The organism is Chryseobacterium fluminis (genome assembly GCF_026314945.1).
Classification (GTDB): Bacteria; Bacteroidota; Bacteroidia; order Flavobacteriales; family Weeksellaceae; genus Chryseobacterium; species Chryseobacterium fluminis.
In genome coordinates this window covers 913,689-927,722 of sequence record NZ_CP111121.1, presented here as the reverse complement: position 1 = coordinate 927,722, position 14,034 = coordinate 913,689, and the positions used below count along the sequence as shown (strand labels likewise).

Below are 14,034 nucleotides of genomic sequence, written 5' to 3'. Positions count from 1 at the left end.
TTCAAACTGTGGAGAATATTATAGGATCATGAACAAAAGTTGGGGACTATGCAAAAAGTTGAGAGAGTCTGAACAGGAAAAATGCTTTGTCTTTTACTCCCCGAAGCTGTAATCTGAAGTTTTTAATTTTAGCATTAAAAGATTCTGCCGAAGCGTTGGTACTTCTTCTGTCGAAAAAGTTTAAGATGCCGCTGTAATGATTCATTATTGTTTTTCTTAAAACTGAGAATGATTTAAAACCTGATGTTTCAACATCCCTGAACCAATGCGCTAACTTTGTCATGGCAATAGATTTGGGAATATTCTGATTGTAAATCTTTCTTAATCCATCCGATAACCCATATGCCTTCTTTAAATCAGGATATTCTGTAAATAAAATTTCAGCTCTCTGCATTTGAGAAGGCGTCCACTTTTCCCTGCTTTTGTAGAGTAAATACCTGCTTCTTGCCAGAAGCTGTTTGCGGGTATCACCGTTTTCAAACGTTTCTATCTCAATAGGCTCCCTGTTTTTCTTTGCTTCATCGAGCAGGCTATTTTCCCATTCTATAGCTTCCCAACGGTAGTTGATCCTTAATTCCTGAAGGGCTTCAGTGGCGAGCTTCTGAACATGGAACCGGTCTATGACCTTAATAGCATCAGGGAAACAGCGTTTGGCAATAAGCTTCATAGACCCGGCCATATCAAGGGTAATTTCCTTTACATTTTTGCGAAGCTTCCTGTTTATTTTCAGAAGCTGCTCAATGACCTCTTCACTCTGTGTACCTTTGATAATGGCAACAATACTGCCTTTCCTGCCTTTTGCTTTTTTGGAAGTAAGAACCGTGTATAATTCTCCCTGGGAAAGAGCAACTTCATCCAGAGACAGAGAAGAGGAGCAATTTTCCGGATAAAGAATCCAATCTTCCGCATGGGGCTTTTGGAGCCAGTCTTTGAACCCGCTTAATGATTTTTTGTATTGCCTGCGGAATGTCTTTCCCTGTACCCCATACATCTCACCGATGGTTTCTAAGGGAAGGGCTTTAGTATCGGCTGATTTTTTTTAAGAACTCCGCAAAGTCCTTTGTCATGCGGGTTCCAACGGCAATGAGATTCCAGTCTCTCTGCAGGATCTTACCAGATTTTATATCGGTCCATCTTCTTCGTCTGATGTGAAGTTTTACAGGTTTTCCACGGAGAGGAAAGTCATTAACCGTGATTTCTTCATGAAAGCCTTTGGATTGTAGATGCAAAGAGGAAAGCTCTTTGGGAACAGTATTTTTTTCCTCAAAATAAAGATGAAGCAATCCTTCTTTTTCTTCAAAATGGGTAATATCAAAGTATTCAACCAGATATTCCGGTAACAGTAATTTTAATAATTCTTTCTCAGATGACATCTGGTAAAATTACATTTATTAATTTTTCTCCCCAACTTTTTATACTGATCCATATTATATTGATTCTTAAACAATTTTAATTATATTGTCATTAGAAAAACACGCACTTCAATGATGATTTATTATACCAAAGAGGAACAATCCCTGATTGACCTTTGTGACGAACTGCAAATTGAAAATCCTGAATACCTGAGAAAATACCATCAGAAAAATGATTTCTTACCGGAGCAACCGGATAGCATTCTGGTTTCAGGAATGAAATTATATATTCCATCATCGCCGGAAATAAGGAAGATTAACGGGGAAATCAGATATGAGAACAAAAGTTTATATGATTTTCCGGTTAACGGAAAATATCCTTTTGACTTCAGACTTTGCAAAGGTTCGTATCACATGAGCCAGTGTAATCTTCCCCAAAAACAGTATCATTTAAAAATATAGTTTTTAAATTTGGAATACTATGAAAAACAGTAAATTTTCAGAAGTTCAGATTATTAAGATTTTAGCTGAACAAAATCAAGGAAGAACCGTGAATGAGATTTGCCGTGAACACGGGATCAGCCAGCCGACATTTTACAAATGGAAGAGTAAATATGGTGGTTTGGATGTGCAGCAACTCTCTAAAATGAAGGAATTGGAAAAGGAACTCTCACAATATAAAAAGATCGTGGCTGAACTTACGCTGGAAAACGTGGTAATGAAAGATGTGATTGCAAAAAAGCTTTAACACCTTCCGAGAAGCGGGAACTGGTCGTTTATTCCGGATCGGAACACGGAATAAGCATTCGGAATGCGTGTAGACTTTTTATCATAAACAGTTCGGTATTTTATTATAAAAGAAAGAAAAATAATGAGGATGATAAGATTCGGGAGGAGTTGATTTTGCTCGCAGAACAGCATCAGACCTGGGGATTTTGGACAATGCACCACCGTTTGAGAAATTTGGGTTTCGGGTGGAATCACAAACGGGTTTACAGGATTTACAAATCGATGAAACTGAATCTAAGAAGTAAACGAAAGAAACGGCTTCCGGCAAGGGTGAAAGAGCCTTTGCTTCGTCCTGTTTATCCTAACGTAACGTGGAGTATGGATTTTATGCACGATACTCTGGAGAATGGTAAAAGCGTTAGAAGCCTTAATATCATTGATGATTTTAACAGAGAAATTTTGAATATTACCATCGACACCAGTTTACCATCAGCAAGAGTTGTTTCTGAGCTGGAACAACTAATCGACTGGCGTGGGAAACCTGAAACGATAAGAGTTGACAATGGTCCAGAGTTTATTGCTGAAAAACTAAAAGACTGGTGCAATAAAAATGAAGTCGCGCTTCATTATATTCAGCCTGGAAAACCAACGCAAAACTCTTTGGTAGAAAGATTCAACAGAACTTTTCGGACAGAATTCTTAGATGTTTATTTATTTGAGAACATCAGTCAGATGAGACATTATTCGGAAATTTGGATGTGGATGTATAATAATGAGCGGCCTCACAAATCATTGCAATACCTCACGCCGAGGGATTTTTTATTGAAATATGGAAAACTAACCCAAACTAAGGCCAACGAGTTTCCCACATTCCAACAAAATTTTAACAACGACAACAATAAATTATTAACTAAAAGCTCTACTTTTAAGTGTACTTAAGATGGGTGAGATTACAAGGAAACCAATAGTGTGATTAAACTGGCTATAATAGTAATCAACCAAAAATTTAATCATTGGTAATATATCTGATTTATTTACATCTAATGCTGTTGAAAAAGAAGGGATTATTATTTTTTTCAATTTTTTAGATATAATTACTAATTCTCCATTATGTATTTTTAAAAATAAATCATTTATTGGAATACAATACTTTGAGTTTTCTTTACTATGAATAATAATTCTATACTTTCTAAATCTTGATCTGTTTAGGATATTTCCTTGATAAATATTGGGTAAAAAATCGAGTTCAGCTAATATAGTTTCAGAAAACTCATTATCTTCATAATTTGCTATTTCCAAACATAACGCGTGTATCTCTTCATTAGCATTAGTAAACCGAGATAAAACTCTTGTGGGACTATGGGGGGACAGGGATTTTATATAAATAAAATCAGAATCATTTTCTTTATACAAACTAACTCTAGCACATCCTGTCGGACTTCTATCTGTTTGATGAGTTTTTTTAAGTTTTAATATTTGGTTTAATTCGATATCATTTATATAAGCTACTTTATTATCAAGATTATTATTTATTTTTTTCAAGAAAAAACTATCCATCAATTCAAAAACGTTTTCTATTGACTTATTACTTGAATATACAATACCTTTTTCTGGATCTAAAGCATCTAAAATAGAAACTGGCTCTTCTTCAAACCTTCTTTCAAATTTATTTTTAAAATCATTAATAGCAAAAAACTCATCCTGCTTGAATCTTATTAGAAATTCATTAAGAATATCAATTGATTGTTTTATCAGTGAAATTTGTTTATTGGAAAAACTACCTTCAGACGAAAAAAAAGTATTAACATATAATAGATTGTCGTTTTGAGAAATATTCCCGTTTTCTGTTTGTCTTTTTTGTATACTATATTGAATCTTTATCCTATCATTAAAGTTAAGATTATCAATTTTGCCCAAAAAACTATTGATTTTATCATTGCTTTTCTGTAAACCATCAAAACCTATTGTTGATGGTTCAAAATCGGATATAAGTATTTTACTTTCAATAAGCTCATTTATAAAATTGTTAGCATCTTCATATTCTACAGCCTCGTCAACTATTGAATAAATGACTTCTGTAATAGTTTTTCCCTTGTTCATTAAAGCAAATATCTTTTTGATATAGGAGTTGCTATTAAATGATGTATAACTACAATTGAGATTACCATTGGCATCAACCTTAAAGTCAACGTACCTATATTTTCCTTTATTATATTTAACAGTTGGATTTACGCTAAATTTATAATCTTCATAATTGGTGTTCGATGATAAATAAATGTTTCTTTTATATGAAAGGCTTAAATCAAGTAATGATTTAGTGTATTTATCTTTAATTGTTAATTTTCCGTCATTATTTTTATCATATTTTGTCTTTATCAATCCCACTCCAGAAAAAGCACCAAATGGAATGGTTCTATATCCAATTCTGCTAATATATTTTGTTAATGTATTTTTTAGTTTTTCATTTTCATTTTTTTCATTGATTAAATGAAAATATAATGAAGGGGAAGATAAATATATTGAATATGTTAAAAATTTATCATTAATAATATTATATTGATTATTTTTATCCTTTATTAATGAATTTAGTTTTATTAAAGAATAGACTGGTATTCTAAAGATATGACAAGAAAAAACGATATTTTCATTTATTTTTCTTGCGAATTTATAAAAATATTATATATTTGTCAAACTAATTAAATTAAAAATTTCACAAAATGAAACAACAGAAAAAATTAAAGAAATTAGTGTTGAACAAAGAGAAAATTGACACTATTGTAAAAGGAGACGAAAAATCAATTAAAGGTGGTTTTTTTGGATCAAGAGTGCTTTGTACCCAAACTAATGCAGATGTAGGATGTACTAGCCATACAAGTTGTAATCGTGGCAGTTCTCACAGTCCAGGAAGTGGTACAATATTCTGTGATATATTCTAAGTTTACCAACTAAAAAATTATGATGTGCTATATAATTTTTTGTATAGCACATTTTTTAATTATGTTACAATGGAATACAGTCAAAAAACAATAGATTCAATAAAAATTATTAAAGATTTTGTTCTATATATTCAAGAGCCTGATGATTTTTCAATTGGTTCAGGTTTATCAGCTAAAAATCTTTTCTTATATAATTATGCAATAGCGTTTAAAGATGATGAGGTATTAGAGTATGTAATAAGTAGTTTTGAAACAGTGTATGAATCTTTAGAAAATAAGCTTAGTAATTCTGGACTTATTAGCGGCTGTACAGGAATTGTTTGGTTCTATCTATATTTATGTAAGCATGGAGCCTTCGAGCTAGACTCAAATCTTGTTGATTTTTTCGATGAATTTTTTATAAAAGGTACATTGCTCGAAAAAAAAAATGGAAACTATGATTTATTCTATGGCTTTTTAGGATATGCTGTTTATTTTTTGCAAAAATCTAAAATGAGACTATCTAAAAATAATAACCATCTTAATTTTTTTGTTGATTCTTTAGAAGAAATTGCTCAAAAAGATAAAAATGGGATTTTTGGTTAGATAAATATGATAGTACTACTATAAATTTAGGCTTAGCCCACGGGATTCCTTCAATAATATCATTCCTCGGAAAGGTTTACTCACAAACAAAATATGAGAAAGCAAAAATATTAGGTGAACAGGCTGTAAATTGGCTTATTTCTCAAAAAACAGATAAAATAGATTATTGTTACTTCCCAAGCAAAATTAAAATTGATAGTATTCCCAATGCAACTCATACTGGATCACGATTAGCTTGGTGTTATGGAGATTTGAGCATAGCTCATTCTTTAATTACCTTTGGAAAAAACGTTGATAATGAATATATTCAAAAAGAAGGAGAAATTATTTTGCTTAAAACATTAGATCGAAAAGTTTATGATGAGAATTCAAGTATTAATGATAAAGGGTTTTGTCATGGTACATCAGGCGTTTTCTATTTATACAAAAAAATAAATGAATCCTTAAACAAGTACGATGTTACGGAAAAATATTGGAGGAATGAGTTGGTTAAGCAAACAGATTTAGAATCTTTTTATAGCTATATTTTTTATGAAAATAAATATAAATACGCACCTGATATTGGATTAATAACAGGGTTTTGTGGTATCGGTCTTGTATTGCTCAGTATGATAAATGAGAAGCAAGACAATAGCTGGGAAGACATTTTTATGATATAATTAAATAGTAAAATTTATGAAAATTTGTTTTTTCTCTTTATTTATTGGTGTATTTTTAAGTGCACAAACAATAACAGGCAAGGTATTATCTCAATACGACAACAGTCCTGTTCCTTATGCAAGGATTGGTATTGGTAGTGAAGAAAACGGCGCTATTGCGGATGAAAATGGTAATTACAAACTTGATTTAAGTAATATAAATAAAGATTTAAATTTAAATGTACATGTTGGAGGTTTTGAAAAATTTTCAGTGTCAATTAATAGCTTTTTACAAAATAGCAGTCATAATATTCTTTTAAATGAGAAAATAAGGGATATTGCAGAAGTTGTTATTACCCCTAAACAATTTAAAGATAAGCATTGGGGAGTAGACTCTAAATCGAAGAAGATTTTGTTTGCGACATATCCTGAAAGAAAAAAAGAAAAAGAAGAGCAATCTCGCGAATTGGCAATTAAATTTTCAAACAACAAAAAGGTAAAGATTCAAAAAATAAACCTCAATATTTCGGATTTTCAAACAGATGTGCCTGTTAGGTTGAGAATTAATGTGTATGACGAAAAAAATGGTATTCCTAATCAATCTGTTCTGTACAAGGATATTACAGGGATTGTGACAAGAGATTCAATTGTAAATAATACATTTACTCTTGATGTGAGTGATGACGATATTTATGTAAATAGTAATTTTTTTGTTAGCATACAATTTATGAATTTTTTTAAAGGACATATTTTCATTAGTGGCGCATTCTTTAAAACTGTATTTAAAAGAAAGTACTATGGTAGTTGGGAAAAATCAACAATAGCTTCTCCTGCTATTAATATTTATGTAAAAGTTGAAAAGTAAATATATCATTTTCTTTTGTTTTATATTTTTATGTATTGCAAAAACAGTATATGCCCAATCTTTTGTCAGTGGTACAGTCTTATCAGAAGACGGCTTTTTTATTAGTAATGTATTAGTCTATAATATTTCCAATCAAAAAAGTACTTATACCGATTCGGAAGGGAAATTTAATATTGAAGGAAATCTTAGTGAAGAACTTAGATTTATAAAAGAGGGGTATGAAAGAAAATCCGAGAAAATTAGTAATTTATATCCTTTAAAAGTTTTACTTATAAAGAAGCCCTTTGAAATAGAAGAAGTAAGACTAAATGTTCTTTCAGGCAATTTGCTAATGGATTCCAAACGGATCAAAATTGATAATTCTAAAGAAAAATTAGAAAAAGAGATTGGGCTTCCAAAACTCAAAGGAGTTCAAAGGGAAAGAGTGCCTACAGTAAGCAATGATGTTATTGTACCTCTATTATTTGGATCAATAAAAATTGATGCTGTTTATAAATTAATTAGTGGTGATGCTAGAAGAATGAAATCTTTATACAAGTATCAAGATTTACAAGAAAAGGTTAAATGGATCAGAGAAAGAATTGAAGATGATTATTTTGTGAAATTTAAAATTCCAGAAGAGAAAATAGGCGAATTTTTAGAATTCGCAATCCGATCCAATCCTAATATAATTTCAAGCATAAAATCAAATAAAATAGAAGCTGTTCGTTTTGAATTGAATATTTCTATAGATATGTATAGTTCTAGATTAAATAAAAAGTGATGATAGTTTTTACTAGACTTAATCAAGGTTATTTATCATCATAATAATTGATATAGCCATATTGGTATCAAGGATACATCATATTATTTTGAACAAGCAAATCAGATGGTGAATACCCTCCCACAAAAGTGCCCCACCTAATCTCTCTTAAAAAATCAAATAATCCTTTATAGTAGAATTTATGACAATTTAATCCGATAACGGCTGCCTATATTCTCATCTGAAATACTTTTATACTTAATGGGTTTTCACCGTATTGGCTTGTAAATTGATGCGTTGATTTTAATGAATTTTTAATTGATGATGAATAAGTCAGTTGTAATTTTAATTTTCTTTTTAAATTGTTTTGCATATTTGCAGGCACAGGAGAAAAAGGATTCGCTCTATTACAAGATAGAAAAATTTTCAGATCAGCGGAAGGTCACGAAATTTATTTACCGTTTTATTTTTCGTAGAGAAGCAGACTCGGTTTCCGTAAAATCACGAGATGAAAAACTGTCGCAGAAAACGTATCAGGGTAAATATATAAGAAATATTCATATAGAAACCATTGACCCTTTTGGATATCGTTCTGAAGACAAAAAAGAAAACACGAAATGGTATGATTGGTTTACGAACCATCTTCATTCAAACACAAAATCTTCTACGGTTAATAATTATTTACTTTTTAAGGAAGGTGAAGAATACAATGCCCAAAAATTATACGAATCCGAACGTTTGCTGAGAACGATGCACTTCATCAACAGAGTTAATATAAGTGTATCCGACAGTACATCAACAAAAGACTCGATCGATGTTTTGGTTAAAGTTCTGGATTCCTGGAGCCTGAAGCCAAGGCTCAGTTATTCCGGAAGCAGAATAGGCGTTGGGGTTACCGAAGAAAATATATTGGGCTTAGGACACGAACTGAATCTTCTGTACAGGAATGATTCAAAAGAAAAACAGGATTATGTTTTAGGAAGCTATACGGCCTATAATATTTTGGGATCGTATATCAATGCCCAGGTTTTGGGAGAGCGGGATTTTTTTAAAAATGAAAGGGTCAACTTCAATGCCTACAGAGACTTCTTTTCACCATTAACAAAATGGGCCGGTGGTTTTACTTTTGAATATTTTATGCGTAAGGTACTGCTCCCAATAGAGACTGATACAGCGTTCCCGGAAGTTCAGATCAAAGTCTACAGTCAGGATGTATGGGGAGGATATCAGATTCCGGTCTCATCTCATACACATGAAAAAATAACGGGGAATATTGCATTGATCGGGAGATTTCAGAATTATCAGTACAAAGACCGTCCGGAAACAGATCAATACCAGTACTTCAGTTCTTATACCAGCTTTTTGATGTCTGCGGGTTTTATAAAGCGGAACTTCTCGGTTCAGAAAAATATCTTTCAATATGACCTGCCGGAAGATATTGCATATGGCAACTCAGTGAACCTGACGGCAGGGATGCTGTCGAGAAGTCATGAGGTATTGCCGTATGCCGGAATTTCCGCCTCTTACGGAAGTTTTACAAAACTCGGCTATTTTAACGTGAAAGCCCAATTTGGAAGATTTTTTAATGAAGATCCCCGGAACCGGGAATCTTTTCGTCTGGATGGAACGTATTTTACAAACCTTTCGGATTGGAAATTTGCCAAAACAAGGCATTTTTTTTCTCCTACCTTAGCCCTGGGAAATCCACAGCATAATTATTCTTATATCAACCGGATCAACCTTTCTGCGGCGGATGAGTTCCCGGTTTATGATCCGGATTATATCGGGACAAAAAAACTGGTATTGAGATATCAGTTGCAGCTTTTTGTCAACAAAACATGGAAGAATTTTCATTTCAGCCCGTATCTGACTGCGGCAGTGGGCTGGCTGGGTTTACCCGATGATGAGCTGCTGAAGACCAGAACAAATACAAAAATAGGAATCGGTGTTTTAATTAATAATCCTTACCTGGTTTTCAACAGGCTGCAGATTTCTTTTACGTATTATCCCCATGTACCTTTTGATAATAATGCTGTTTTTGATTTTAACAGTAACCGAAATAATACTTTGCCAATCAATACCCTGGCAACTGAGGTACCGCATTTTGTGAATTTTGCAAATTAACCATCGGAATAAAGAATAAAAAACCGCCTGGTCTAAAGTCAGAAGACAAATAAGACCAGGCGGTGATATCCGTAGTTTGGTATGGTTATTTTTTAGGCTTCAGAGAAATATTATCCACGTAAACTGCTTGGTGTACACCATTAAGTAAAACTTTAATTCCTACATGACTGTCTTTTTTCAGAGAGATATAAAATGTTTTTTTATCACCCGTTATTTTGGATGGTTTAGCTATTGAAACAAAGGATTTCGTATCAGCCGGATTATTAATGGCGAACAGTTCAAGACTTGTTTCACCTCCGTTATCTAAAGCATCAAAATTAAGGGTATAAGTTCCGGCACTGATCTTTGGGGTTATCAGATACATATTTTCCCGGGGATCGTTCATCGAATAAAAGATAATTTTCTTATCATTAGGATAAAGCATTGCTTTTCCTGACTTTGCAGTCCAGCATTTATTGATGTCTTTCCATGTATCAAAGTTTTCCGTAATTGTTGTTACCGTTTTGCACTGTGCATTCACTGCTACAGATGTCCCTAGCACAGTCATTCCTGCCAATATTATTTTTCTCATGTATTATTTACTTTTTCTAAGTAAAAATAGTGAAAAAATAGATCAGAGAGTTATTTAGTGATTATTTTAAAGCCAGACTTTAATTTGTTCGAATTTTTTTCATAAGATCATTATTCAGGTTTCGGAAAGTAGGAATCATACGCATTATTTACCTGGTGTTACAAAGCCTATGATTTTGGAAGTTTTTCTACGGTTTCTTCCTCATACAGTTTGGCTTTACTCCATTTGGCATGTTTTGACGGAACGATTTTGTAACCTTTTTTGTAACTGTACACCTTTGTAAATTCGACACCGAAGAAAACAAGCATACAGGAGTAATTGATCCACAACATAATCAGGATCACCGTTCCTGCAGTTCCGAAAGTTGAGGTAGGCTTAAATTCGCTGAAATATAAACTGAGTAAAAATTTACCGAGCGTGAACAAGATGGCAGTTAAAAAGGCACCTCTCCAGACAGGCTTCCAGCTGATTTCGGCATCAGGCAGCATTTTAAACATAAGTGCAAATAAAATCATAACCACTCCAAAACCGATGGCAAAATTGATAATCTCAACAATGATATAAGTTTCTAATCCAAAATACCGTGTAATAAAGTTATTAAATAAGCTGATGGCAGATGACAGTACCATCGTCACCATTAACAGGAACCCCAGAATAAGAATCATTCCCAGGGAATTGGCTCTGTCTAAAATGAATTTTTCCCATGCTTTCTTCGGTGCGGCTTCCACATCCCAAAGGCTGTTCAGTGACTTCTGCAGTTGAAAAAATAGTGTAGTGGAACCAAAAACCAGTGATCCGATCCCTACAATCTTCATCACAATGTTTTCTTTGTCGATGAGTGCTCCCGTTACCATTCCTTCGACACTTTCGGCTGTATCATTTCCCATCAGACCGCTGATCTGATTGCTGATCTCGCCCTGTATGGCTTCCTGTCCGAAAAAATATCCTGCAATCCAGATAATAATGATCAGCAGTCCCGGGATGGAAAAAATGGCATAATAAGCGAGACTTGCTGAGTTTTCGGAGGCCGAAGACTTATTCCATTCGGCAAAGGTCTCTTTTAAAACTTCCCAGAAGAATTTAATATTTTTAATCATATCATATATTTTAAATGGTGTGGTCACTACAGTATGTATTCATCGAAAAACTGAATCTTACTGGTAAATACTCTAAAGTCTTAGCAATGTTTTTGCCATTTTGCAATAATCAATATAAAAACAACTGTTTTTTGGCAACAATGAAGAAAATTGGAAAAGTAAGGAATTGAAGTAATAGAATTCGCCTGGTTATCATATTGCATTGGACTGCCTAAATAATAAGAATCGTAATCTTTATTAAAATGCCGGAGCAGATTAAATAAAAATCCCCGATTGGATCGGGGATAAAAACTAATAACCATGAAAACTCAAATTAAACATGAGAATCAGGTGCAAATTTAAAACAAAAAATAATACTACGCAATCCAGCTTATCTATCGGCGATATTGCCAATTTCATTTGCGATTTTTGACTTTCATCTAAATGGGGAAATAAGATGAATATATTTCATATTTATTTTAAAATATCATTAGATCTTATAATTATAGAATAACATCTATAATTGATCATCAATAGGACAATTTGATTTTATACTGCAACTATATGATATAAAGCAGCTCATAGACCTCATACGGATCTGGGGAATAGTGAAGTGAATTAATGGATTATCCTATACGGAAATGTATCCAGATAAAGTCTATGCCACTAAAATTTAATATATGATTGCTAATTGGCTTATTTTAAGGAATGGTTTTTGTTTTTAACGGAATATTTTAAATACCACATCATAATATTATGAAAAATTACCTTTTACCGGCAGCCGCGCTGCTGATGTTCAGTTGCAACGAAAATAAAAATAAGCCAGCTACAGCAGGTCAGACAGATGAGGCGGTCACCCAAACGGATACATTAAAATTACCTCCTCCGGATGAGAAAAGTGCCAAAAATAAATTCAGTAACGTAATAGGATGGGGGCATGACAAGGCTCCTGCCGCTCCTGCAGGATTTACAGTGACACGGTTTGCAGAAAATATAAAAAGTCCCAGAAATATCATTCAGGGAGAAAACGGCGATGTTTTTGTGGTGCTTTCCAACTCGGAAAGATCGGCCACCGAAAAAATAAAAAATGATATCAGCGGAAAAAGCGATGCTGAGGTCGGGGGAAAATCGGCCAATAAAATATTAGTGTACCGTGATGCCAATAAAGACGGTATTCCGGAATCTTCATCTGTATTTTTGGATAACCTGAACCAGCCTTATGGTATGCTGATTATTAAAGACCGGTTTTATGTAGCCAATACCGACGGACTTTGGGTATATCCCTATAAACCGGGAGAGATGAAACTCACTCAACCCGGAAAAAAAATCGTAAATCTTCCGGCTGGAGGATATAATAACCACTGGACCCGGAATTTAACGACCAACAAGGATCAGTCAAAAATTTATATCTCCGTAGGATCTGGGAGTAACGTCGGGGAAAACGGAATGGAAAATGAGGTAAGAAGAGCCAACATTCTTGAGGTAAATCCTGACGGAACCGGCGAAAAAATATATGCTGCAGGACTCAGAAATCCTGTGGGAATGAGCTGGAATCCTGCAACAGGAGAGCTCTGGACCGTAGTGAATGAAAGAGATGAGCTGGGAGATGAGCTGGTTCCGGATTATCTGACGAGTGTAAAGCAGAATGCTTTCTATGGCTGGCCATACGCTTATTTCGGTAAGAATGAGGATCCGAGACGCAAAGGAGAGAAGCCTGATCTTGTATCTAAAACCATCGTTCCTGATGTGCCGTTGGGAAGTCACACGGCGTCTTTGGGACTCACGTTTTATACCGGTGCCCAATTTCCTGAAAAATATCAAAACGGTGCCTTTATTGGCCAGCATGGGTCGTGGAACCGCTCCTCACTGGTAGGGTACCAGGTGGCATTTGTCCCCTTTAAAAACGGGAAGGCTGCGGGTCCTTATCAGCCATTTCTGACCGGTTTTATAGCGGATGAAGCAAAAGGTGACGTGTACGGAAGACCCGTCGGTGTTCTTCAGCTTAAAGACGGATCATTGCTGGTAGCGGACGATGTCAGCGGAGTTGTCTGGAGAGTATCCTACGGTAAAAAATAATATTTCTAGTAGAATGTTAGATATAAGGAAACCATCTTAAATTGAGATGGTTTCCTATTTTTACTGGACTTTTTCACGATAATGAATGAAGCATATTATATTAAATAACAAAAGCTGTAAGCCATGTACAATTGCAGACAGAGACAATTCGGCTGTTTATCAAGATAATTTATTTATATCTGGCAACGAATAAAAAACGCCTATCCATCTCAACCTATAAAAGGATGGTCGGTTAAAGATCTGTTATTACCAGACTGTTTTGTGATTTTTGTTTAAGTTAGCTTATAAATAATCATTTTTACTACAAATGAATAATTAAGAACTTTTTAAGGTTAAAAGA

The 14,034-nt window shown here is 33.8% G+C and carries 13 protein-coding genes and 1 pseudogene; 9 read left to right on the top strand and 5 right to left on the bottom strand.

The genetic code is table 11. From position 1 onward, the window contains the following. Positions 1-46: 46 nt before the first annotated feature. Positions 47-991, bottom strand: a complete 945-nt coding sequence (locus tag ODZ84_RS04225) for an ISAon1 family transposase (RefSeq protein ID WP_266172842.1) — start codon at positions 989-991, stop codon at positions 47-49. 28 nt (positions 992-1,019) lie between these two features. Next, the gene (locus ODZ84_RS04220) at positions 1,020-1,373 is read right to left on the bottom strand and encodes an ISAon1 family transposase N-terminal region protein (RefSeq protein ID WP_266172843.1); all 354 of its coding nucleotides are present in this window, start codon (positions 1,371-1,373) and stop codon (positions 1,020-1,022) included. A gap of 111 nt (positions 1,374-1,484) precedes the next feature. Here ODZ84_RS04220 and ODZ84_RS04215 point away from each other — a divergent pair, with 111 nt between their 5' ends. Together ODZ84_RS04215 and ODZ84_RS04210 are read left to right on the top strand one after the other, a co-directional pair. Then, positions 1,485-1,814, top strand: coding sequence for a hypothetical protein (locus ODZ84_RS04215; RefSeq protein WP_266175756.1), 330 nt, complete (start codon positions 1,485-1,487; stop codon positions 1,812-1,814). Between the two features lie 19 nt (positions 1,815-1,833). Beyond that, positions 1,834-3,020, top strand: a protein-coding gene (locus ODZ84_RS04210) for an IS3 family transposase (RefSeq protein ID WP_408612365.1) whose coding sequence is annotated in 2 segments (ribosomal slippage) — positions 1,834-2,086 and positions 2,086-3,020 — 1,188 coding nt in all. Because the reading frame shifts where the segments join, the coding sequence is not laid out codon by codon here. On the opposite strand, the gene ODZ84_RS04205 is transcribed toward ODZ84_RS04210, so the two are convergent. Then, the gene (locus tag ODZ84_RS04205; protein WP_266177323.1) at positions 2,988-4,628 is read right to left on the bottom strand and encodes a lantibiotic dehydratase; all 1,641 of its coding nucleotides are present in this window, start codon (positions 4,626-4,628) and stop codon (positions 2,988-2,990) included. The two genes, ODZ84_RS04210 and ODZ84_RS04205, sit on opposite strands and share 33 nt — an antisense overlap. Positions 4,629-4,798: 170 nt before the next feature. Between ODZ84_RS04205 and ODZ84_RS04200 the strand changes: the two genes are divergently transcribed. The 6 genes and pseudogenes from ODZ84_RS04200 to ODZ84_RS04175 all read left to right on the top strand — a co-directional run bounded on the left by ODZ84_RS04200 (position 4,799) and on the right by ODZ84_RS04175 (position 9,971). Further along, positions 4,799-5,017: a hypothetical protein gene (locus ODZ84_RS04200; RefSeq protein WP_266175755.1), complete on the top strand. Its 219-nt coding sequence runs from the start codon at positions 4,799-4,801 to the stop codon at positions 5,015-5,017. A gap of 69 nt (positions 5,018-5,086) precedes the next feature. Beyond that, complete coding sequence (locus ODZ84_RS04195; protein WP_266175754.1) at positions 5,087-5,602, top strand: lanthionine synthetase LanC family protein; 516 nt, start codon at positions 5,087-5,089, stop codon at positions 5,600-5,602. 11 nt (positions 5,603-5,613) lie between these two features. Next, positions 5,614-6,261: pseudogene (locus tag ODZ84_RS04190) on the top strand (lanthionine synthetase LanC family protein); the annotation flags it as partial. Positions 6,262-6,277: 16 nt separating this feature from the next. Next, positions 6,278-7,105, top strand: a complete 828-nt coding sequence (locus ODZ84_RS04185) for a carboxypeptidase-like regulatory domain-containing protein (RefSeq protein WP_266175753.1) — start codon at positions 6,278-6,280, stop codon at positions 7,103-7,105. Continuing rightward, a complete protein-coding gene (locus ODZ84_RS04180; protein ID WP_266175752.1) occupies positions 7,095-7,868 on the top strand; it encodes a peptidase associated/transthyretin-like domain-containing protein in 774 nt (257 codons plus the stop codon). Before ODZ84_RS04185 ends, ODZ84_RS04180 begins: the two co-directional genes overlap by 11 nt. Positions 7,869-8,168: 300 nt before the next feature. After that, positions 8,169-9,971 carry a BamA/TamA family outer membrane protein gene (locus tag ODZ84_RS04175; RefSeq protein ID WP_266175751.1) on the top strand — a complete coding sequence of 601 codons (1,803 nt, stop codon included), beginning with the start codon at positions 8,169-8,171 and terminating at the stop codon, positions 9,969-9,971. Positions 9,972-10,056: 85 nt separating this feature from the next. Here ODZ84_RS04175 and ODZ84_RS04170 read toward each other — a convergent pair whose 3' ends face one another. Together ODZ84_RS04170 and ODZ84_RS04165 are read right to left on the bottom strand one after the other, a co-directional pair. After that, on the bottom strand, positions 10,057-10,542 hold the full coding sequence (locus ODZ84_RS04170) for a hypothetical protein (RefSeq protein WP_266175750.1): 486 nt from the start codon (positions 10,540-10,542) through the stop codon (positions 10,057-10,059). Positions 10,543-10,709: 167 nt separating this feature from the next. After that, the gene (locus ODZ84_RS04165; RefSeq protein WP_266175749.1) at positions 10,710-11,639 is read right to left on the bottom strand and encodes a YihY/virulence factor BrkB family protein; all 930 of its coding nucleotides are present in this window, start codon (positions 11,637-11,639) and stop codon (positions 10,710-10,712) included. Between the two features lie 735 nt (positions 11,640-12,374). On the opposite strand from ODZ84_RS04165, the gene ODZ84_RS04160 reads away from it, so the two are divergent. After that, on the top strand, positions 12,375-13,694 hold the full coding sequence (locus ODZ84_RS04160) for a PQQ-dependent sugar dehydrogenase (RefSeq protein WP_266175748.1): 1,320 nt from the start codon (positions 12,375-12,377) through the stop codon (positions 13,692-13,694). Positions 13,695-14,034: the final 340 nt, after the last annotated feature.

Bases quoted from the DNA above. Each gene is read 5' to 3' on its own strand.
- ODZ84_RS04170 (WP_266175750.1), bottom strand. From the start codon at position 10,542: ATGAGAAAAATAATATTGGCAGGAATGACTGTGCTAGGGACATCTGTA.
- ODZ84_RS04200 (WP_266175755.1), top strand. From the start codon at position 4,799: ATGAAACAACAGAAAAAATTAAAGAAATTAGTGTTGAACAAAGAGAAA.
- ODZ84_RS04215 (WP_266175756.1), top strand. From the start codon at position 1,485: ATGATGATTTATTATACCAAAGAGGAACAATCCCTGATTGACCTTTGT.
- ODZ84_RS04225 (WP_266172842.1), bottom strand. From the start codon at position 991: ATGTATGGGGTACAGGGAAAGACATTCCGCAGGCAATACAAAAAATCA.
- ODZ84_RS04220 (WP_266172843.1), bottom strand. From the start codon at position 1,373: ATGTCATCTGAGAAAGAATTATTAAAATTACTGTTACCGGAATATCTG.
- ODZ84_RS04175 (WP_266175751.1), top strand. From the start codon at position 8,169: ATGATGAATAAGTCAGTTGTAATTTTAATTTTCTTTTTAAATTGTTTT.
- ODZ84_RS04160 (WP_266175748.1), top strand. From the start codon at position 12,375: ATGAAAAATTACCTTTTACCGGCAGCCGCGCTGCTGATGTTCAGTTGC.
- ODZ84_RS04195 (WP_266175754.1), top strand. From the start codon at position 5,087: ATGGAATACAGTCAAAAAACAATAGATTCAATAAAAATTATTAAAGAT.
- ODZ84_RS04165 (WP_266175749.1), bottom strand. From the start codon at position 11,639: ATGATTAAAAATATTAAATTCTTCTGGGAAGTTTTAAAAGAGACCTTT.
- ODZ84_RS04185 (WP_266175753.1), top strand. From the start codon at position 6,278: ATGAAAATTTGTTTTTTCTCTTTATTTATTGGTGTATTTTTAAGTGCA.